We start from the raw sequence: 20,873 nt of genomic DNA, 5'->3' as shown, positions 1-20,873 counted from the left end.
CATCCTCTCCAAAAGAATCAGTTAGCTGCGCCTCCGCCGTCTTGTTTTTATTGTGCGTGAGCCGTTTCGTCTTGTTCTTATTCTGAGTTGCAGTGCTTGTTATTGTTCTTGTACCAGACATATAGCAGATGCCGTGCCAACTTTTGAAAAGTCAGCGAAATCAAGGGGTTGAGGCGTTCGTGGGAAATTTCGCAGGCTGAAAATGTCGAAATTTCGTTACCGTATGCCTCGGGAACTGTTACGGCGGTCAAGGCCGGGTAACAGATTTCCGTGGGGGCTGATGTGTTACCTGGGGTGTGTGCGCTGGTTTTGCCGGCCCTTTCGCGGGCACGCCCGCTCCCACAGGAGTTGCCACCCTCTAGGGCAGTGAAATTCCTGTAGGAGCGGGCGTGCCCGCGAAAGGGCCGGAGAGTTTGTAGACAGGGGCAGGAGGAACCTCCCGCCCCGGTAGATCGATTATTCGCTGGTAGCGTTGCTCTTGCGCCGCGGAATGCCCAGGCGCTGGCGGCGTTCCCACAGGCACTTGCGGCTGACCCCGAGCTTGCGGGCCAGCTCGGTTTCGGTCATGTGGTCCTGGTGCTCGAGCACGAAGTGCTGGAAGTAGTCTTCCAGCGACAGGTCCTCGGTCGGTTCGTGGCTGGCGTTGGCTGCACTCGACACAGCCAGGGCGTTGTCGAGGATCTCGTCCTCCTCCAGGTCGCTCAGCTCGATATCGATGCCCAGCAGGTCGGCGGAAATTTCTGCACTCTCGCTGAGGATTACCGCGCGCTCGACGGCGTTTTCCAGCTCCCGCACGTTACCCGGCCAGCTGTAGTGACGAATGGCCTGCTCGGCTTCGGCCGAGAAATGCAGGTCGTCACGGCCGATACGCGCACTCTGGCGGGCCAGGAAGGCACTGGCAATCTCGTTGACGTCACTGCCGCGCTCGCGCAGGGCCGGCAGTTTCAAGGCGATCACGTGCAGGCGGTAATACAGGTCTTCACGGAACTGGCCGGCCTTGGCCAGGTTCTTCAGGTCGCGGTGGGTTGCGGCGATCAGGCGCACATCGACCTTCTGCGACTGCACCGAACCGACCCGGCGAATTTCGCCTTCCTGCAGTACACGCAACAGGCGGGCCTGGGCTTCCAGCGGCAGTTCGCCGATTTCGTCGAGGAACAGGGTACCGCCGTCGGCGGCTTCCACCAGGCCCGCCCGCCCGGCACTGGCGCCGGTGAACGCGCCTTTCTCGTGGCCGAACAGTTCGGACTCGATCAGCGTTTCCGGGATGGCTGCGCAGTTCACCGAGATCATCGGCGCCTTGGCCCGGCGCGACAGGTTGTGCAGGGCACGGGCCACCAGCTCCTTGCCGGTACCCGACTCGCCCTGGATCAGCACGTTGGAGTCGGTGGGCGCGACCTTGCGGATCTTGCTGTACATATCCTGCATTGGTGGGCAGGAACCGATGATGCCGATTTCGCCGTTGGCCTGGGCATTGCCCTTGTCGGCCGGGGCCGCCTTGCCATTGCTGGCGCGCGGCTCGGCGACCGGTGCGGTGGCTGGGGCGGCCTGCCGGTCGCGCAGGATACGCGCCACGGCCTGGAGCATCTCGTCATGGTCGAAGGGCTTGGCGATATAGTCCACCGCGCCCATTTTCATCGAGTCGACCGCCGAGCGCAGGCTGGCATAGCTGGTCATGATCAGTACCGGGGTACCTTGGCCGAGCTTGATCAGTTCGGTGCCGGGTGCGCCTGGCAGGCGCAGGTCGCTGACGATCAGGTCGAAGGTGGCAATGCTGAAGCGTTCCTGGGCTTCCTGCACCGAGCCGGCTTCGCTGACCTGGTACTGGTTCCGTTCGAGCAGGCGACGCAAGGCCGAGCGGATGATGGTTTCGTCTTCGACGATCAGAATGTGCGGCATTGATTCAATTCTCTCGACGGTCTCGAATTTCAGGGGACGTCGCTACGACATGCCGGGGCAGGGTCACGCGGATCCGGGTGCCACGTTGCCGTTCGATATCGGCAGGGCTGTCGATGGTGATTTGCCCATAATGCTCTTCCACGATGGAATAGACCAGAGCGAGCCCCAGTCCGGTTCCTTCGCCCGGGTCCTTGGTGGTGAAGAAGGGTTCGAACAGGCGGTCCATGATGTTCTTCGGGATCCCGCTGCCTTCGTCCTCGACGATCAGGTCGACGGTGTGCTCGTTGACCTCGCTGCGCACGCGCACGGCGCTGCCGGGCGGCGAGGCGTCGCGGGCGTTGGATAGCAGGTTGATCAGCACCTGGGCCAGGCGCTGCGGGTCCCCTTCGACCCAGTGGTCCGGGTCGCAGAGGTTGAAGAACTGTACTTCGAAATTGCGCCGGTTCAACGCCAGCAGACCAATGGCATCCTGCGCCACTTCGGCCAGGCACACCGGCTCTTCGCTGTTCTGGTGGCTGCCGCCGGCATGAGCGAAGCTCATCAGCGACTGCACGATGCGCGAAACCCGCTTGGTCTGTTCCAGAATCTGACTGGACAGCTCGATGATTTCACCGTCGCCCTCGCGTTCCTCGCGCAGGTTCTGTGCCAGACAGGCGATGCCGGTGATCGGGTTGCCGATCTCGTGGGCCACGCCAGCCGCCAGGCGGCCGATGCTGGCCAGGCGTTCGGAGTGTACCAGCTTGTCCTCCAGCGCCTGGGTTTCGGTGAGGTCCTCGACCAGCAGCACCAGGCCGCTGTTGCCGGGTGCCAGCGGCTCGTCGATCGCCGCCTTGTGCAGGTTCAGCCAGCGCGGCTGGCCATCCAGCGCCAGGCGCTGCTTGTGCAGGTGTTCGTCGGGCACGTTGATGAACCCTTGCAGCAGGCTGCGCCAGGGCTCGTCGATGGTGACCAGGCGCGAGCCGACCACGTGCTTGGCGGCGATGCCGGTGAGCTCCTCCATGGCCTTGTTCCACATCAGGATTTCCTGGTCCTTGGCCAGCGAGCAGACGCCCATTGGCAGCTCTTGCAGGGTCTGGCGGTGGTAGCGGCGCAGGGCGTCGAGTTCGGCGGCCAGGCCGGTCAGGCGCGAGTGGTAGTCTTCCAGGCGGCTTTCGATGAAGTGGATGTCCTCGGTCACGTAGTTTTCGTTACCAGACTTGTACGGCAGGAAGGTCTCGACCATGTCCTGCGCCACACTCGGCCCCATCAGGCCGGACAGGTTGGCCTCGATACGGTCGCGCAGGCGGCGCAAGGCATAGGGGCGGCGTTCATCGAATGGCAGATAGAGGTCGCGCAGGGCCTGTTCCACTTCCTTCTGTGCGGCCTTGGCGCCCAGTGGCTTGGCCAGCTGGGTGGCGAATTCCTGCGGCGAGGCAGCGTGCAGCTCGCGGCGCTGTGGGCGACGCACGTTGTCCACTGCGCAGGCTTCGGCTGCGCTGACCTCTTCATTGCTGGCGTTGGTGAACAGCGAGATCAGGGTGAACAACAGCACGTTGGCCGCCAGCGAGGCGATCGCTGCCATGTGCCAGCTGGTGTCGTCCAGCACGTAGATCATGTCCAGCAGCGGGATGTAGAAGCCCTGCAGGTTGCCCAGCAGCGGCAGCAGCATGGTCACCATCCACACCAGGGTACCGGCCAGCAGGCCGGCGATGAAGCCGCGGCGGTTGGCGGTGGGCCAGTACAGCACCGACAGCACGCCGGGCAGGAACTGCAGGGTGGCGACGAAGGCGACGATGCCCAGGTTGGCCAGGCTCTGGTGGTTGTTCTGGGTCAGGTAGAACATGAAGCCGGCGGTGATGATGGCGACGATCAGCGCGCGCCGGGTCCACTTCAGCCAGCGGTAGATATTGCCTTCGGCCGGCGGCTGGTACAGCGGCAGCACCAGGTGGTTGAGGGCCATGCCGGACAGCGCCAGGGTGGTGACGATGATCAGCCCGCTGGCAGCCGACAGGCCGCCGATATAGGCCAGCAGCGCCAGTGCCTGGTTGTTGGCGGCGATCCCCAGGCCCAGGGTGAAATACTCGGGGTTGGTGCTGGCGCCCAGGCGCAGGCCGGCCCACAGCACCAGCGGTACGGCCAGGCTCATCAGCAGCAGGAACAGTGGCAGGCCCCAGCTGGCACTGACCAGCGAGCGCGGGTTGAGGTTTTCGGTGAAGGCCATGTGGTACATGTGCGGCATGACGATGGCCGAGGCGAAGAACACCAGCAGCAAGGTGCGCCATGGCCCCTCCTGCAGCGGGGTGTGCAAGGCCGCCAGGGCGGTCTGGTTCTGCAGCAGCCACACCTCCAGCTGGTGCGGGCCGCCGAACACGCCATACAGGGCATACAGGCCGATGCCGCCCAGCGCCAGCAGCTTGATCACCGACTCGAAGGCGATGGCGAAGACCAGCCCTTCGTGTTTTTCGCGGGTGGCGATGTGCCGCGAACCGAAGAAGATGGTGAACAGGATGATCAAGGTACAGAAGGCGAAGGCCACTCGGGCCTTGACTGGTTCGCCGGTGAGGATGCTGATCGAATCGGCCACTGCCTGGATCTGCAGGGCCAGCAAGGGCAGCACGCCGATCAGCATGAAAATGGTGGTCAGCGCGCCGGCCCAGGTACTGCGGAAGCGGAACGCCAGCAGGTCGGCCAGCGATGACAGCTGGTAGGTGCGGGTGATCTTGAGAATCGGGTAGAGCAGCACCGGTGCCAGCAGGAACGCGCCGGACACCCCCAGGTAACAGGCGAGGAAGCCGTAGCCGTACTGGTAGGCCAGGCCGACCGAGCCATAGAAGGCCCAGGCACTGGCGTATACGCCCAGCGACAGGGTGTAGGTCAGCGGATGGCGAATGATCGAACGTGGGATCAGGCCCCGTTCGCTGATCCAGGCCACGCCGAACAGCACCATCAGGTACGCGGCGCTGATCAGGATCATCTGGGTCAGGCTAAAGCTCATCGGCATCTCGTTGGCTCTGCAGGATGAAGGTGACGACGATCAGGATCAGCCAGAGCAGGTAAGGGCGGTACCAGGCTCCGGTCGGTTCGATCCACCAGTCCATGATGGCCGGGGAGAACAGGTAGATCCCCACGACCAAAAGCAGGACCAAACGATAGATGTACATGCTGGCCTCGATGGTTGGGCGCTGCGGGCTTGGACTTATTATTGGCGCAAATGGCGGGGGGGATGCTAGCGGGAATCCATGGGGTTCGCCAAGAGGTTGAATTTATTGGGCTTTTGTTTTTGCGGGATGGGTTGCCTGTGCCGGCCTCTGCGCGGGCGCGCCCGCTCCCACAGGTAAACCACAAAGCTTGAAGGTGGTGTAGTTCCTGTGGGAGCGGGCGTGCCCGCGAAGAGGCCGGTATGCCTTAGCGCAAATCAGCCTCTGGCACCGTGGTGCGCTGCGCAATCGCCTCGGGCTTCCACTGTTTGCGGGCCACTGCCAGCACTTCGGCCGGTGTCGCCAGCAACAGCTCGGGTTCGGTCTCCTGGCCCAGCGCCCGCAATGCCCGCAGCAACAGCGGCGTGGCATGCTCCGCCTGCAGCGGCGGCGAACGGTACGATTTGCCCAGTTTGTGTCCATCCGGCTGGACGATCAGCGGTATATGCAGGTAGCGCGGTTGCGAAAAGCCCAGCAACTCTTGCAGGTACAGCTGGCGCGGGGTGTTGTCGAGCAGGTCGGCGCCGCGCACGATGTCGGTAACACCTTGCCAGGCATCATCCAGTACCACCGCCAGCTGGTAGGCATACAGCCCGTCGCGGCGCTGGATGACAAAATCCCCTACCTCACGCCCCAGGTGTTGCTGGAACTCGCCCTGTACCCGGTCGGTAAAGCGATAGATCAGTTCCGGTACCCGCAAGCGGATCGCCGCGCCTTCACGCGCATGCCCGGCGTTGCGACAAAAACCGGGGTAGATGCCGTTGTAACCCTCCAGTTGCTTGCGCGAGCAGGTACAGGCATAAGCCAGGCCCATGTTGAACAGGCGATCGACCACTGCGGCGTAGGCGTCGTGCCGCTGGCTCTGGAACACCACTTCGCCATCCCATTCCAGGCCATAACGCTCCAGCGTTTGCAGGATGGCATCGCGGGCACCGGGCATTTCCCGCGGCGGGTCGGTATCCTCCATGCGCAGCAGCCAGCGGCCGTTGACGGCGCGGGCATCGAGCCAGGAGGCGAGGGCGGCGACCAGCGAGCCGAAGTGCAGGAAGCCGCTGGGAGTGGGGGCGAAACGCCCGATGTAACGGGTATCGGTCATGGTCAGGCTGGGCATGAAAATGAAACGGGGCGCATGATGCGCCCCGTCCGGATGGAAGAAGGATCAGCCTTTGCCGACCGTCTTTTCCTTTTTCTCGGCAATTTCCTTGCAGTCGAAGCACAGGTCCGCAGTAGGACGGGCTTCCAGGCGACGCAGGCCGATCTCGATGCCGCACGATTCGCACCAGCCGTACTCGTCGGCCTTGATCTTTTCGAGGGTCTTGTCGATCTTCTTGATCAGCTTGCGCTCGCGATCGCGGTTGCGCAGCTCCAGGGCGAATTCTTCTTCCTGGCTGGCGCGGTCGGCCGGGTCGGGGAAGTTGGCTGCCTCGTCCTTCATGTGGTCCACAGTGCGGTCGACACTTTCCATCAAGTCTCGCTTCCAGGCGCCGAGAAGCTTGGTGAAGTGCTGTTTCATGGGCTCGCCCATGTACTCTTCACCCTTGGTTTCTACGTAGGGCTCGACACCGTACATGGTCTGGGCTTTTTGCTTTTCTACGGTGGACATGAATAGACCGCCTCTCACTCATCTGATCCAATGCGCAGGCTGCTCCATCTCCGGCACCCGCCGGCCCTGCGACTGCGAGCCGCCGAACTTACCAGATAGATCGGGGGTGCGCTACCCCGCCCGATCTTGCTGATTGACACCGGCCTGAGCGGTACGTTCGATCGCTCGCAGAGGTAGAATCTCCAGTTTAGACCCTATTGAGAGAAGGTCATGGCCCACCCTTACAGCGCGCGCAGCCGCGCCATCGAACCCTTCCATGTCATGGCGCTGCTGGCCCGGGCCAACGAGCTGCAGGCGGCCGGGCACGACGTGATCCACCTGGAAATCGGCGAGCCGGACTTCACCACCGCTGCGCCGATCGTCGCCGCTGGCCAGGCGGCACTCGCCGCCGGGCACACCCGGTATACCGCTGCTCGCGGCCTGCCGGCGTTGCGCGAAGCGATTGCCGGTTTCTACGGCCAGCGCTATGGCCTGAATGTCGACCCTGAACGCATCCTGATCACCCCGGGTGGCTCCGGGGCACTGCTGCTGGCCAGCAGCTTGCTGGTCGACCCTGGCAAGCACTGGCTGCTGGCCGACCCGGGTTACCCGTGCAACCGCCACTTCCTGCGCCTGGTCGAAGGCGGGGCGCAACTGGTGCCGGTCGGCCCGGAGGTCAACTACCAGCTGACCGCCGACCTGGTGCAGCGCCATTGGGACAAGGACACCGTTGGTGCCCTGGTGGCCTCGCCAGCCAACCCCACCGGCACCGTGCTGGGCCGGGACGAGCTGGCCAGCCTGTCCACTGCCACTCGGGAGCGCCACGGCCACCTGGTGGTGGACGAGATCTACCATGGCCTGACCTACGGCATGGACGCGCCCAGTGTGCTGGAAGTGGATGACTCGGCGTTTGTGCTGAATAGTTTTTCCAAGTATTTCGGCATGACCGGTTGGCGCCTTGGCTGGCTGGTAGCGCCGCCGGGTGCGGTGGCAGACCTGGAAAAGCTGGCACAAAACCTGTACATCAGCGCGCCGAGCATGGCCCAGCATGCCGCGCTGGCGTGCTTCCAGCCCGAGACCCTGGCCATTTTCGAAGAGCGCCGCGCCGAGTTTGCCCGCCGTCGCGACTATCTGTTGCCTGCACTGCGCGAGCTTGGCTTCCGCATTGCCGTCGAACCGCAGGGGGCCTTCTATCTGTATGCCGACATCAGCGCCTTTGGTGGTGATGCGTTCGCCTTCTGCCGGCATTTCCTGGAAACCGAGCACCTGGCCTTTACCCCGGGCTTGGATTTCGGCCGGCACCTGGCCGGCCATCATGTGCGTTTCGCCTATACCCAGAGCCTGCCGCGCCTTGAGCAGGCGGTGCAGCGGATTGCCCGCGGGCTGCGGAGCTGGCAGGGCTGATGCAGTTCTTTCCTCCACTCGAACAGGGTCGCCTGCTGCGCCGCTACAAACGTTTTCTGGCAGACATCGAACTGGCCAGCGGCGAACAGCTGACCATCCACTGTCCGAATACTGGCTCCATGCTCAACTGCATGCGCGAAGGTGGGCAGGTGTGGTTCAGTCGCTCCAGCGACCCCAAGCGCAAGCTGCCGGGCACCTGGGAGATCAGTGAAACCCCACAGGGGCGGCTGGCCTGCGTGAATACCGGGCGGGCCAACGGGCTGGTCGAAGAAGCCTTGCGTGCCGGGGTCATCGCCGAACTGGCCGGTTTCACCGCGCTCAAGCGTGAAGTGGCCTATGGCGAGGAAGGCAGCCGCATCGACTTTCGCCTGGATTTCGACGGCGCCCCGGCCTATGTCGAAGTCAAGAGCGTGACCCTCGGCTACCCCGACAGCCTGGTTGCGGCGTTCCCTGATGCGGTAACCCAACGCGGTGCCAAGCACCTGCGCGAGCTGGCCAAGCTGGCCCGGCAGGGGGTACGCGCAGTGCAGTTGTATTGTGTGAACCTGACCGGCATCGACGCCGTGCGCCCAGCCGCGGAAATCGATGCAGCCTATAGCCAGGCCCTGCATAGCGCAGTGGCCGACGGCGTGGAAGTGCTGGCCTATGGCACGCGCCTGGACGCCGCAGGTATCGTCATCGATCGCCGTCTGCCGGTGCTGCTTGGCCCTTGAGCCAGATTCCCTGGCTGTCTTCATGGCAGCGCAGGGCCTGCAACTGCTTGCCCTCGCAGGGCCCGGCCACGCATTCGCCGCTGTCGATCAGGAACAACGCGCCATGATGGGCGCAGTGGATCAGGCTGGCGCCGTCGTCGAGAAATTCATCTTCGGCCCAGTTCAGCGGGATGCCGCGGTGCGGGCACAGGTTGCGGTACAGATGCACCTGGCCCTGGCGGCGCACGCCGAACAGTTCGATGCCGTCTACGCTGAAGGCGCGGCTCTGGCCTTCGGCCAGGCCTTGGGAGGTACAAAGGAAATGCATGGCAGGGATGGCCCGTGAAAGCGATGGTAGCCTGACGCACCAAGGCGGGTGATTCTTCAATCGCCCATGAGTTGCGCCTGGTTGCCTATGGTGCGCAGTTCCGCCGCCCGCTACAAGGCGCGCGGCCAGCCAGGGGAAGGAAACCTGAGCGGGTTTGCCCGCGACGGTTGTGCAGCCATGGCGCTGCAGTCAGGTGCATGTACATGCCAATGAACAAGAGGTACCCCATGCGTCATCCGCTGCTCTCCGGTTTCGCGCTGTGCCTGGTGCTGGCCTTGGGTGGCTGCCAGGCCAGCCTGCCGCCGCTGCCCGCCTGGCAGAGCAGTGAAGGGCGCAGCCATGCCGAACTGGGGCACATCGTCGAGCTTGCCAGCAGCCAGTTGATCAGCCCTGAGCAATTGCTGCAGCGTTTGTCTGGTGCCCCACGGGTGCTGGTCGGTGAAAAGCACGACAACCCCGACCACCATGCGCTGCAACTGTGGCTGTTGCGCGCCCTGCAAGGGCAGCGGGCGCAAGGCAGCCTGTTGCTGGAAATGCTGCAGCCCGAGCAACAACCGTTGGTGGACAAGCTTGCCGGGCAACCGGTGCCGGCAGACCTGCCCCAGGCCCTGGCCTGGCAGGACGGTTGGGATTGGCAGCTGTATGGGCCGATCATCACCGAAGCCCTGCGACAACATGTGCCTTTGCTGGCAGCCAACCTTTCAACCGCCGAGATGCGCCAGGCTTATCGGCAGCCGGCGTCGTTGCTCGGTGAGCGTTCCAACGCGCCAGTGGTCCAGGCGGCCCTGCTGGAGCATGTGCGTGCCGGGCATTGCGGGATGCTGCCGGAAAGCCAGTTGCCGGCGATGCTGGCCGTGCAACAGCAGCGTGACCGACGCATGGCCGAGCGCTTGCTGGCGGCGCCGCAGCCGGCGCTTCTGTTTGCCGGGGCCTATCACGTGCGCAAGGATTTGGGCGTGCCGTTGCACCTGGCTGACCTGGGCGCGCAAGGAGAAAGCACGGTGCTGGTGTTGGCGGAGGTGGGCGACCGGGTCGAGGCGACCGAGGCCGACTATGCGTGGTATACGGCGGCGACACCGGAGCAGGACTATTGCGCGCAGATGCGGCGCTAGCTCAGGTAGAAAACACTGGCCAAAAAAAGACCCGGCAAACTGCCGGGTCAATAACCGTGATTAGCCTGATGAGGAGATAATCTGAGAGTCCGAACCAGGGGCTCTTAGCTTATCCAACCAGTCTCGCGACCAGTTGTGATAATCATAACGATTCTCATTTCGAGGTCAATCCCTTTACCACGATTATTTCGGATTTTTTTGCGGCGGGCATTTTGCGTCCAGCTGCTGGTTGAGCGCTTCTTTGCGTTCTAGCGGCAGATCGTTCCAGTGCATGTCCAGAAGCGCGCCTTCAATGGCATACAGCAGCACCTTCGATGCGCGGAACCCTCGCGTCTTCACGGCCTGGTACGCACCCACCGCGCCCAGTCGTCGCAGATCCGATGCACTGTGGATGCCCGCTGCATGCAGCCACTGCGCAGAGGTCTTGCCAAGGTTCTTCAGATGCTGCAATTCATCGTTCATCGAGCCTCCTTGCGATGGCTGAACGGGTCATGGGGAGATAAATCGCGAGCAGGTCAGAGAGGAGTGTAGCGGGGGTTGGGAAATGCGCGGCCTTTTGCCATTGGGTGCGACGAGATGTCCCGTGGGGACCTTCGCGGGCTTGCCCGCTCCCACAGGTGCGGCACAGCTTTCAGGGCCTGTGCTGTACCTGTGGGAGCGGGCAAGCCCGCGAAGAGGCGCCCACGGGAAAGCGCTGAACCTACAGCCCAGGCAAGCGCTGGCGAATCTGCTCGATCACCTGGTCCATGCTACCGGCACTCTGGGTATCGACGCGGGTGCTCTGCACCAGTTCCTCCGCATCCAGCGGCTCACGGCTGGCCTGCTGGGCCTTGAGCACTTCCAGGGTGGCATCCGACGGGTCGGTGTTTTCTGCCTGGCGCTGCTCCAGCCAGCTGGCAATGACCGCGTCCGGTGCATGGCAGTCGAGGATCAGGAACGGCACACCGGTCTGGCTGGCCACATCGGCTGCCGCCTGGCGCTGCTCACGCTTGAGATAGGTGGCATCCAGCACTACCGGGAAGCCGGCACGCAGCACGGTTGCCGCGACTTCGTGCAGGCGCTGGTAAGTCGCGGTGCTGGCGTCCTGGGCATAGATGCCACTGCTCAGCTGGCCCGCGTCGGCCTGCTGCTGCTCGCCAAACAGGCGCTTGCGCTCGACGTCCGAACGCACGCGGACGGCGCCCAGGGCCTCGACCATCCGCATGGCCACGTGGCTTTTGCCCACCGCCGAAACGCCGTGGGTAATGGCCAGCAGGCGCGACGGGATGGCGCTGTAGCTTTCTGCCAGGTTGGCGTAGTTGCGGTAGGTGCGCAGGGTGGTTGCACGCTGCACGCCATCGGCGTTGGCCGGCATGCTGAACAATGCCACCTTGGCCCGTACCAGCGCGCGGTAGGCCTTGTAGAAGTTGAGCAACTCGAGGCCCTGGTAGTCACCGGTCAGTTCCAGGTACTGGCTGATGAAGCGCCGGGCCAGGCACTTCAGGCCACGGTCTTCCAGGTCCATGGCCAGGAAAGCGGTGTCGGCGTAGACGTCGGTCAGGCGGAACGGTTCGTTGAACTCGATGCAGTCGAAGATCACCACCTGGCCATCGATCAGGGTGGCATTGCCCAGGTGGATGTCACCATGGCACTCGCGGATGAAACCGTTGGCCTTGCGCTGTTCCAGCAGGCCATGCAGGCGCTCGAAGCTGCTGCGTGCCCAAGCCGCGAGGGCGTCGAGCTGTCGCAGGTCGGCCTTGTCGCTGAGGAACGGGCGAATCTGCTCGAAGTTCTGTTCCACCGGCGCCATCACGCTCTCCGGCGTGCCCAGAGGGTGCTCTACAGGCACGCGGGGAGCCTGCAGGTGGAACTCGGCGATCTGCCGGGCCATCTGGTCGATGTGCGCGCCGTTCAGTTCGCCATTGGCCTGCAAGGTGTTGAGCATCTGCCCCTGGGGGAACTGGCGCATCTTCAGCACGTACTCGATGGCTTCGCCTTCACCACCGATCTGCGGCGCCTCGATGCTGCCGGTAATTGGCAACACCTCCAGGTACAGGCCGTCGGTCAGGCGCTGGTTCAGGCGCAATTCTTCGTTACAGAAATGCCGGCGCTGGTCCAGGCTGGTGAAATCGAGGAAGCCGAAGTTCATCGGCTTCTTGATCTTGTAGGCATACTCGCCGGTGAGCAGAACCCAGGAGATATGCGTCTCGATCAGCTGGAACCCCTCCACGGGGTGAGGGTACAGGGCAGGGTTCTGCAGCGCGGTGATAAGGGCTTGGCTCACGGGAAATCCTTCCGGGGCAGGGAATTCGAATGCGCCATTATGGTCAATGGTGCCGCCCCTGCCTACCGCCGGGCCGTCTGCCCAGCCTTTATAAAGTGCGTATAATCCGCCGCCATGACTCGAACCCGAAATCCCCGTACCCCTCAGAAACGCCCGACCGGCCGCTCTCGCGCCTGGCTGGGCTGGGCCTTGAAGCTCAGCCTGGTCGGCCTGGTGATCGTTGCCGGCTTCGCGGTTTACCTCGATGCCGTTGTCCAGGAAAAGTTTTCTGGCAAGCGCTGGACCATCCCGGCCAAGGTGTATGCCCGGCCGCTGGAGCTGTTCACCGGGCAGAAGCTGAGCAAGGACGACTTCCTCACCGAGCTGGATGCGCTCGGCTATCGGCGTGAAAGCGCAGTCAACGGCCCCGGTGCGGCATCGGTCAATGGCAATACGGTCGATCTCAACACCCGGGGCTTCCAGTTCTACGAGGGCATGGAGCCGGCTCAGTTCGTGCGGGTGCGCTTCTCGGGCGACTACGTGGCGGGCCTTTCCGGGGCCAACGGCAAGGCGCTCGATGTGGTGCGTCTGGAGCCGCTGATGATTGGCGGCATCTACCCGAAAAACCTCGAAGACCGCATCCTGATCAAGATCGACCAGGTGCCCAAGTACCTGCTTGAAACCCTGGTGGCTACCGAAGACCGTGATTTCTACAGCCACTTCGGCGTGTCGCCCAAGTCCATCGCCCGCGCCGTGTGGGTCAACACCTCGGCCGGCTCGATGCGTCAGGGTGGCAGTACCCTGACCCAGCAGCTGGTGAAGAACTTCTACCTCACCAGCGAGCGCAGCCTCAGCCGCAAGCTGACCGAGGCCATGATGGCCGTGCTGCTGGAGCTGCACTACGACAAGCGCGAGATCCTCGAGGCCTACCTCAACGAAGTGTTCGTCGGCCAGGACGGCCAGCGTGCGGTGCACGGCTTCGGCCTGGCCAGCCAGTTCTTCTTCAGCCAGCCGCTGTCGGAGCTGAAACTGCACCAGATCGCCCTGCTGGTGGGCATGGTCAAGGGGCCGTCCTACTACAACCCGCGGCGCTACCCCGAGCGCGCCCTCGCGCGCCGCAACCTGGTGCTCGACCTGGTGGCCGAACAGGGTGTGGCCAGCCAGGCCGAGGTGGATGCGGCGAAGCAGATGCCGCTGGGCGTGACCAAGCGCGGCAGCCTGGCAGACAGTTCGTTCCCGGCATTCCTCGACCTGGTCAAGCGTCAGCTGCGCCAGGATTACCGCGATGAAGACTTGACCGAAGAAGGCCTGCGCATCTTCACCAGTTTCGACCCGATCCTGCAGATGAAGGCCGAAGCCTCGATGAGCGAGACCTTCAAGCGCCTGGCGGGCCGCAAGGGGGCTGACGATGTCGAGTCGGCAATGGTCGTGACCAACCCGGAAACCGGTGAAGTGCAGGCGCTGATCGGCAGCCGTCAGGCCGGTTTCGCTGGCTTCAACCGCGCCATCGATGCGGTGCGCCCGATCGGCTCGCTGGTCAAGCCGGCGGTGTACCTCACCGCGCTGGAGCAACCGACCAAGTACACGCTGACCAGCTGGGTGCAGGACGAGCCCTTCTCGGTCAAAGGTGCCGACGGCCAGGTCTGGCGGCCGCAGAACTACGACCGCCGCCCGCACGGCACCATCTACCTGTATCAGGGGCTGGCCAACTCCTACAACCTGTCGACCGCCAAGATCGGCCTGGAAGTCGGCGTGCCCAATGTGATCAAGACCATTGGCCGGCTGGGCGTGAATGTCGACTGGCCTGCCTTCCCGGCCATGCTGCTGGGCGCCGGCGGTATGTCGCCGATGCAGGTGGCGACCATGTACCAGACCATCGCCAACGGCGGCTTCAATACGCCAATGCGTGGTATCCGCAGCGTGCTCACCGCCGAAGGCGAGCCGCTCAAGCGCTACCCGTTCCAGATCCAGCAGACCTTCGACCCAGGGGCCATCTACCTGGTGCAGAACGCCATGCAGCGGGTAATGCGCGAAGGTACCGGCCGCTCGGTATACAACACCTTGCCGCGCACGCTGACCCTGGCGGGCAAGACCGGTACCAGCAACGACTCGCGTGACAGCTGGTTCTCCGGTTTCAGCCAGGACCTGCTGGCCGTGGTGTGGATGGGCCGAGACGACAACGGCAAGACGCCGTTCACTGGCGCGACCGGTGCCCTGCAGGTGTGGACCAGCTTCATGAAGAAGGCCGACCCGCTGCCGTTGGACATGCCGCAACCGGATAACGTGGTTCAGGCGTGGATTGACCCCTACAGTGGCCATGGGTCTGATGGCAGCTGTCCGGGAGCGGTGCAGATGCCGTATATTCGCGGGAGTGAACCGCCCGCCGGTGCGACCTGTGGCGGCGAGCAGGATCCAGTTGAATCGGTCATGGACTGGGTCAAAGGCTGGATGAATTAAGCACAGGCTGCATTGATGAGGTGTGACGTGAACAAGTGGCTGTTTCCTGCCGTGACGGCGCTGGCTGTGCTCCAGGGGTGTGCCAGTGTGCCGCGCGGCAATATTCCGGTGGTCGACTCGAGCACCCGTGTGTCCAATAGCGAGCGCATGACGGCCAAGCGCACGACGGCTGGCTACAACGCGGGCACCGCACAAGCGCAAACGCTGCCCGAGGACTCCGGCGTCACCGTGATGATCCCGCAGGGTGCGGGTGCCTCCGGTATCCAGACATTCCCGGCGGCCAACGGCTCGGCACCGATCAGTACCTCGCCGATCACGCCGGGGCCGATCACGACCGGACCGGTCAGTTCGGCGCCTATGACCACCAATCCAAACCCGATCGCCGACGAACCGTTCGATATCGCCGCGATGAACAGCGCTTCGCAAAGTACCAGCGCCCCAACCGGTATCCCGCGTAGCGGTGGCGCTGCAGGCGGGCTCTCGGCAGATGAGCAGCTGGACGGTCCGGTACTGGCGTTGCTGACCACGGCGCAGTCGCAGCAGGGCAGCGGCGACTTCAACGGCGCTGCTTCCAGCCTGGAGCGCGCCCAGCGCATTGCCCCGCGCGAGCCGCAGGTGCTGTACCGTCTGGCCCAGGTGCGCCTGTCGCAAGGTGATGCGCCGCAGGCCGAGCAGCTGGCGCGTCGCGCCCTTACCTATGCCAATGGCCGCCCGAGCCTGCAGGCGGAACTGTGGAACACCATCGCCCAGGCCCGCGAAAAGCAGGGTGATAGCGCTGGTGCTGCGCTGGCCCGGCAAAAGGCTCGGGTCAACTTGTGATGATCGAGCAACGCATTCTGGATATTGCCGACCATCTGATGCTGATCGAGCGTGAGTTGCAGGTACAAGGCTGGTGGGATGCCGATGCACCAAGCGACGAGGCACTGGCCAGCACCGTACCGTTCGCCGTCGACACCCTCAGCTTCGAGCAATGGCTGCAATGGATCTTCCTGCCGCGCATGAAGATCATCATCGAGCTGGGCCACCCGCTGCCCAGTGCCTCGGGCATCCTGGTCATGGCCGAAACCGTATTTACCGACCGCCCGGAACAAAGCCGCGAGCTTCGCCGCCTGTTGGCAGCTTTCGATCAATTGATTGCTCCTTCCGCCTGATTTCTTCAGTTTTTCCTTCAAGGGCCGCAGATTGTGGCCCTTTTTTATGGAAATCTTATTAATTCTGCTGCTGAAGCGATTTTTAGTGGTGGCAGGAATTCATCTTGGCGAAAAATTGGCAATAATTTTTCTTGACTTGTTGGCGCCGAATCAGAAGAATCCAATCTCCGCTGTAGAGGGACTGCCAGAAGCAGACCCGCTAAGCAGATCATGAGGCGCACACCCGCGCCGACCTGTTACACCCCGCAACGCGTTACCTCGCGCTGGGTGGGAAAACCCCGCAACACTCTGGGGCGCTCCCAATACTTGCTCAGTCAGTGCTGACGTTCGCTCATGCTCTGCTTGGCAGTAAACCTATTAAGACCCGTCCAGTGAGGGCGGTATTCTGGCGTTTTAGAGGTGAACAACGTGGAGCTTTTATCTGGCGCTGAGATGGTCGTCCGCTTCTTGCGTGACGAAGGCGTTAAGCACATCTACGGGTACCCTGGTGGTGCTCTCCTGCATGTTTACGACGCGCTGTTCAAGGAACCGGAAGTCGAGCACATCCTGGTTCGTCATGAGCAGGCGGCTACCCATATGGCGGACGGCTACGCCCGTGCCACCGGCAAGGCCGGCGTGGTACTGGTAACTTCCGGGCCTGGTGCGACCAATGCCATTACCGGTATTGCCACTGCCTACATGGACTCGATCCCGATGGTCATCCTGTCTGGCCAGGTGCCCAGCACCATGGTCGGTACCGATGCCTTCCAGGAAACCGACATGATCGGTATTTCGCGGCCGATCGTGAAGCACAGCTTCATGATCAAACATGCCAGCGAAATCCCGGAAGTTCTGAAAAAAGCATTCTACCTGGCGCAATCCGGTCGCCCAGGCCCGGTCGTGGTCGACATTCCAAAAGATATGACCAACCCGGCCGAGAAGTTCGAATACGTCTACCCGAAAAAGGTCAAGCTGCGTTCCTACAGCCCGGCCGTTCGTGGTCATTCCGGGCAGATCCGCAAGGCTGCGGAGATGCTGCTGGCCGCCAAGCGCCCAGTGGTGTACTCCGGTGGCGGGGTGATTCTCGGCGGTGGCTCCGAAGCCCTGACCGAAATCGCCAAGTCGCTGAACCTGCCGGTCACCAATACCCTGATGGGCCTCGGTGGCTTCCCGGGTACTGACCGCCAGTTCCTCGGCATGCTCGGCATGCACGGCAGCTTCACTGCCAACATGGCCATGCACCATGCCGATGTCATCTTTGCCGTCGGCGCCCGTTTCGACGACCGCGTGGTGAACGGCCCGGCCAAGTTCTGCCCGAACGCCAAGATCATCCACATCGACATCGACCCGGCGTCGATCTCCAAGATGATCAAGGCCGACGTGCCGATCGTCGGGCCGGTCGACAGCGTCCTCAGCGAGATGCTCGGCATCCTCAAGGAAATCGGCGAGCAGCCTGACAAGGCGGCGCTGGATGCCTGGTGGAAGCAGATCGATGAATGGCGTGGCAATGGCGAGCTGTTCCCCTACGACAAGGGCGACGGCAACGTCATCAAGCCGCAGAAGGTCATCGAGACCCTGTGCGAAGTGACCCATGGCGACGCCTTCGTCACTTCCGACGTCGGTCAGCACCAGATGTTCGCGGCGCAGTACTACCGTTTCAACAAGCCGAACCGCTGGATCAACTCCGGTGGTCTGGGCACGATGGGCTTCGGCTTCCCGGCGGCGATGGGCGTCAAGCTCAACTTCCCGGACCAGGACGTCGCCTGCGTGACTGGCGAAGGCAGCATCCAGATGAACATCCAGGAGCTGTCCACCTGCATGCAGTACGGCCTGCCGGTGAAGATCGTCAACCTGAACAACGGTGTGCTGGGCATGGTCCGCCAGTGGCAGGACATGTCCTACAACGGTCGTCACTCGCATTCGTATGTCGAGTCGCTGCCTGACTTCATCAAGCTGGCCGAGGCCTATGGCCATGTGGGTATCCGCATCACCAGCCTGAAGGACCTCAAGCCGAAGCTGGAAGAAGCGTTTGCGATGAAAGACCGCCTGGTGTTCATCGACATCGCGGTTGACCGCAGCGAGCACGTCTATCCGATGCAGATCAAGGATGGCTCGATGCGTGACATGTGGCTGAGCAAGACGGAGCGTACCTGATATGCGGCACATCATTTCCCTGCTGCTGGAAAACGAACCAGGTGCGTTGTCCCGTGTGGTCGGCCTGTTCTCCCAGCGTAACTACAACATTGAAAGCCTGACCGTGGCGCCGACCGAAGACCCGACCCTGTCGCGTCTGACGCTGACTACCGTTGGCCATGACGAAGTGATCGAGCAGATCACCAAGAACCTGAACAAGCTGGTCGAAGTGGTCAAGCTTGTCGACCTGTCGGAAAGCGCTCACATCGAGCGTGAACTGATGCTGGTCAAGGTCAAGGCTACCGGTGCCCAGCGCGCCGAGATCAAGCGCACCACGGACATCTTCCGTGGCCAGATCGTCGACGTCACCGCCAGCGTGTACACCGTGCAGCTGAGCGGCACCAGCGACAAACTGGACAGCTTCATCCAGGCGATCGGCACTGCATCGATTCTCGAAACCGTGCGCAGCGGCGTTACCGGCATTGCCCGTGGCGACAAAGTGCTCAGCATCTGAATTCCACAAATTAGCGATGGCTCCGCAGGGGCCGAGATATAACCAGGGGTATTTTCATGAAAGTTTTCTACGATAAAGACTGCGACCTTTCCATCATCCAGGGTAAAAAAGTCGCCATCATCGGTTACGGTTCCCAGGGCCACGCTCAAGCGTGCAACCTGAAGGACTCCGGTGTAGATGTCACCATCGGTCTGCGTAAAGGTTCGGCCACCGTTGCCAAGGCAGAAGCCCACGGCCTGAAAGTGACCGACGTTGCCTCCGCCGTCGCTGCTGCCGACCTGGTCATGATCCTGACCCCGGACGAATTCCAGGGCCAGCTGTACAAGCAGGAAATCGAGCCGAACATCAAGAAGGGCGCTACCCTGGCCTTCTCCCACGGCTTCTCGATCCACTACAACCAGGTGGTTCCGCGTGCCGACCTCGACGTGATCATGATCGCGCCGAAGGCCCCTGGCCACACCGTTCGCTCCGAGTTCGTCAAAGGCGGTGGCATCCCTGACCTGATCGCTATCTACCAGGACGCTTCGGGCAACGCCAAGAACGTCGCCCTGTCCTACGCCTCGGGCGTTGGTGGCGGCCGTACCGGCATCATCGAAACCACCTTCAAGGACGAGACCGAAACCGACCTGTTCGGCGAGCAGGCTGTTCTGTGCGGTGGTACCGTCGAGCTGGTCAAAGCCGGCTTCGAAACCCTGGTCGAAGCTGGCTACGCGCCGGAAATGGCCTACTTCGAGTGCCTGCACGAGCTGAAGCTGATCGTTGACCTCATGTACGAAGGCGGCATCGCCAACATGAACTACTCGATCTCCAACAACGCCGAGTACGGTGAGTACGTTACCGGTCCGGAAGTCATCAACGAAGAATCCCGCAAGGCCATGCGCAACGCCCTGAAGCGCATCCAGGACGGCGAGTACGCGAAGATGTTCATTTCCGAAGGTGCTACCAACTACCCATCGATGACCGCCAAGCGCCGCAACAACGCCGCTCACGGCATCGAAATCATCGGCGAGCAGCTGCGTTCGATGATGCCGTGGATCTCGGCCAACAAAATCGTCGACAAGACCAAGAACTAAGTCTGTCGAAAGATGAAAAACGCGGCTTCGGCCGCGTTTTTTCGTTCTGGCTGCCGGCTTCTGGTATAAAGCAGACCAGTGGCCCGCTGTTAGAACCTGTCTTGCGGGCCCGTGTCGAACATTTTCCATCCTGTTGCAAGGTACCCTCCATGAGCGAACGTCCCGAAGAGCCGAACAAGCCCTCCGACGCCGAAAGCCTGCTACCTGTCGATGAGCACGTTGAAGAAGGGCATGATGCCGAAGGGCGCAAGGTGCGCCACCGTGGCATCTATCTGCTGCCCAACCTGTTTACCACCGCCAACCTGTTTGCCGGTTTCTACTCCATCATCAGCTCGATGAGCGCGCAGAGCGCCCTGAGTGCCGGTGACCCGCGCGAGGCGAGCAAGTACTTCGCCTTCGCAGCCATCGCCATCTTCGTGGCCATGGTGCTCGATGGTCTTGATGGCCGTGTCGCGCGCATGACCAATACCCAGAGCGCCTTCGGTGCCGAGTACGATTCGCTGTCGGACATGGTCGCCTTTGGTGTGGCCCCGGCCTTGCTGGCCTTCGGCTGGGCGCTGGGCGACATGGGCAAGGTCGGCTGGATGGTCGCCTTCATCTATGTGGCCGGTGCGGCGTTGCGCCTGGCACGTTTCAATACCCAGGTCGGTACAGCCGACAAGCGCTATTTCATCGGCCTGGCCAGCCCGGCCGCGGCGGGCGTGGTGGCGGGTACCGTGTGGGCGTTCAGCGACTACGGCATCCAAGGTTCCAAGCTGTCGTTCCTGGTGGCGCTGCTGGTGGCGGCTGCCGGCATGCTGATGGTCAGCAACATCAAGTACAACAGCTTCAAGGAGCTGGACCTCAAGGGTCGCGTGCCGTTTGTAGCGATCCTGGCCGTGGTGCTGGTATTTGCCGTGGTCTTCAGCGACCCGCCGCGCATCCTGCTGCTGATCTTCCTTGCCTATGCGGCTTCGGGGCCGATCCAGTTCCTGCTCAAGGGGCGTCGGCGTAAAGCCTGACAGCCCGTTAATGTTGGAATAACCCTCCGGCTCCATAGTCTTACTGGTACATCCGCTATCCAGTGCTATGGAGCCGCCCATGCTCATCAAGCTATCCAGGTCTTCCGAATGCAAGGCATCGGAGATCACCGCA

The 20,873-nt window shown here is 62.7% G+C and carries 19 protein-coding genes (1 of these 19 cut by a window edge); 11 read left to right on the top strand and 8 right to left on the bottom strand.

The annotated features are described in order from the left end of the window. Positions 1–456 precede the first annotated feature (456 nt). The 5 genes from ACJA3S_RS22100 to dksA all read right to left on the bottom strand — a co-directional run bounded on the left by ACJA3S_RS22100 (position 457) and on the right by dksA (position 6,675). On the bottom strand, positions 457–1,896 hold the full coding sequence (locus ACJA3S_RS22100; protein ID WP_406820002.1) for a sigma-54-dependent transcriptional regulator: 1,440 nt from the start codon (positions 1,894–1,896) through the stop codon (positions 457–459). A gap of 4 nt (positions 1,897–1,900) precedes the next feature. Beyond that, on the bottom strand, positions 1,901–4,876 hold the full coding sequence (locus tag ACJA3S_RS22095) for a sensor histidine kinase (RefSeq protein WP_406820001.1): 2,976 nt from the start codon (positions 4,874–4,876) through the stop codon (positions 1,901–1,903). Further along, positions 4,860–5,036, bottom strand: coding sequence for a hypothetical protein (locus tag ACJA3S_RS22090; protein ID WP_003250005.1), 177 nt, complete (start codon positions 5,034–5,036; stop codon positions 4,860–4,862). Before ACJA3S_RS22090 ends, ACJA3S_RS22095 begins: the two co-directional genes overlap by 17 nt. 244 nt (positions 5,037–5,280) lie before the next feature. Further along, on the bottom strand, positions 5,281–6,168 hold the full coding sequence (gluQRS, locus tag ACJA3S_RS22085; RefSeq protein ID WP_406822292.1) for a tRNA glutamyl-Q(34) synthetase GluQRS: 888 nt from the start codon (positions 6,166–6,168) through the stop codon (positions 5,281–5,283). 63 nt (positions 6,169–6,231) lie between these two features. Beyond that, the gene (gene dksA / locus ACJA3S_RS22080; protein ID WP_046613112.1) at positions 6,232–6,675 is read right to left on the bottom strand and encodes an RNA polymerase-binding protein DksA; all 444 of its coding nucleotides are present in this window, start codon (positions 6,673–6,675) and stop codon (positions 6,232–6,234) included. A 210-nt stretch (positions 6,676–6,885) separates the two neighbouring features. On the opposite strand from dksA, the gene ACJA3S_RS22075 reads away from it, so the two are divergent. Then, entirely contained in the window at positions 6,886–8,058 is a 1,173-nt protein-coding gene (locus tag ACJA3S_RS22075) for a pyridoxal phosphate-dependent aminotransferase (RefSeq protein WP_406820000.1), read from the top strand. Then, positions 8,058–8,771 carry a DNA/RNA nuclease SfsA gene (gene sfsA / locus ACJA3S_RS22070; protein WP_170032709.1) on the top strand — a complete coding sequence of 238 codons (714 nt, stop codon included), beginning with the start codon at positions 8,058–8,060 and terminating at the stop codon, positions 8,769–8,771. The genes ACJA3S_RS22075 and sfsA overlap by 1 nt, the downstream gene beginning before the upstream one ends. Here the strand turns inward: sfsA and ACJA3S_RS22065 are convergent. Continuing rightward, positions 8,734–9,078 carry a Rieske (2Fe-2S) protein gene (locus tag ACJA3S_RS22065; protein ID WP_406819999.1) on the bottom strand — a complete coding sequence of 115 codons (345 nt, stop codon included), beginning with the start codon at positions 9,076–9,078 and terminating at the stop codon, positions 8,734–8,736. The two genes, sfsA and ACJA3S_RS22065, sit on opposite strands and share 38 nt — an antisense overlap. A 227-nt stretch (positions 9,079–9,305) precedes the next feature. Here ACJA3S_RS22065 and ACJA3S_RS22060 point away from each other — a divergent pair, with 227 nt between their 5' ends. Continuing rightward, a complete protein-coding gene (locus tag ACJA3S_RS22060; protein WP_406819998.1) occupies positions 9,306–10,190 on the top strand; it encodes a ChaN family lipoprotein in 885 nt (294 codons plus the stop codon). Between the two features lie 183 nt (positions 10,191–10,373). Here the strand turns inward: ACJA3S_RS22060 and ACJA3S_RS22055 are convergent, their stop codons facing one another. Then, positions 10,374–10,652 (bottom strand): TfoX/Sxy family protein, encoded by a 279-nt coding sequence (locus ACJA3S_RS22055; protein WP_170032702.1) that lies wholly within the window; start codon positions 10,650–10,652, stop codon positions 10,374–10,376. A gap of 238 nt (positions 10,653–10,890) precedes the next feature. After that, positions 10,891–12,453, bottom strand: coding sequence for an AAA family ATPase (locus ACJA3S_RS22050; protein WP_406819997.1), 1,563 nt, complete (start codon positions 12,451–12,453; stop codon positions 10,891–10,893). Between the two features lie 114 nt (positions 12,454–12,567). Between ACJA3S_RS22050 and mrcB the strand changes: the two genes are divergently transcribed. The 8 genes from mrcB to msrP all read left to right on the top strand — a co-directional run. Continuing rightward, positions 12,568–14,889 carry a penicillin-binding protein 1B gene (mrcB, locus tag ACJA3S_RS22045; protein WP_186686747.1) on the top strand — a complete coding sequence of 774 codons (2,322 nt, stop codon included), beginning with the start codon at positions 12,568–12,570 and terminating at the stop codon, positions 14,887–14,889. A 15-nt stretch (positions 14,890–14,904) separates the two neighbouring features. Then, the gene (locus tag ACJA3S_RS22040) at positions 14,905–15,708 is read left to right on the top strand and encodes a tetratricopeptide repeat protein (protein ID WP_406819996.1); all 804 of its coding nucleotides are present in this window, start codon (positions 14,905–14,907) and stop codon (positions 15,706–15,708) included. Further along, positions 15,708–16,040, top strand: coding sequence for a YqcC family protein (locus tag ACJA3S_RS22035; protein WP_406819995.1), 333 nt, complete (start codon positions 15,708–15,710; stop codon positions 16,038–16,040). The genes ACJA3S_RS22040 and ACJA3S_RS22035 overlap by 1 nt, the downstream gene beginning before the upstream one ends. A gap of 408 nt (positions 16,041–16,448) precedes the next feature. Next, positions 16,449–18,173, top strand: coding sequence for an acetolactate synthase 3 large subunit (locus ACJA3S_RS22030; protein ID WP_170032692.1), 1,725 nt, complete (start codon positions 16,449–16,451; stop codon positions 18,171–18,173). Position 18,174: 1 nt separating this feature from the next. Continuing rightward, on the top strand, positions 18,175–18,666 hold the full coding sequence (gene ilvN / locus ACJA3S_RS22025) for an acetolactate synthase small subunit (RefSeq protein ID WP_003250040.1): 492 nt from the start codon (positions 18,175–18,177) through the stop codon (positions 18,664–18,666). A 56-nt stretch (positions 18,667–18,722) separates the two neighbouring features. Further along, positions 18,723–19,739, top strand: a complete 1,017-nt coding sequence (gene ilvC / locus ACJA3S_RS22020; RefSeq protein ID WP_013974255.1) for a ketol-acid reductoisomerase — start codon at positions 18,723–18,725, stop codon at positions 19,737–19,739. A 149-nt stretch (positions 19,740–19,888) separates the two neighbouring features. Then, positions 19,889–20,740, top strand: coding sequence for a CDP-diacylglycerol--serine O-phosphatidyltransferase (gene pssA / locus ACJA3S_RS22015; protein ID WP_170032690.1), 852 nt, complete (start codon positions 19,889–19,891; stop codon positions 20,738–20,740). Between the two features lie 79 nt (positions 20,741–20,819). Further along, positions 20,820–20,873, top strand: the 5' portion of a protein-coding gene (msrP, locus tag ACJA3S_RS22010; protein ID WP_406819994.1) for a protein-methionine-sulfoxide reductase catalytic subunit MsrP. 960 nt of this gene lie beyond the right edge of the window; only the first 54 of its 1,014 coding nucleotides appear in the window; it begins with the start codon at positions 20,820–20,822; its stop codon lies beyond the right edge, outside the window.

This window comes from Pseudomonas sp. KnCO4, assembly GCF_045344305.1.
Lineage (GTDB): Bacteria > Pseudomonadota > Gammaproteobacteria > Pseudomonadales > Pseudomonadaceae > Aquipseudomonas > Aquipseudomonas anuradhapurensis.
The sequence above is the reverse complement of the archived record's forward strand: the minus strand, read 5'-3'. Positions and strand labels throughout refer to the sequence as shown.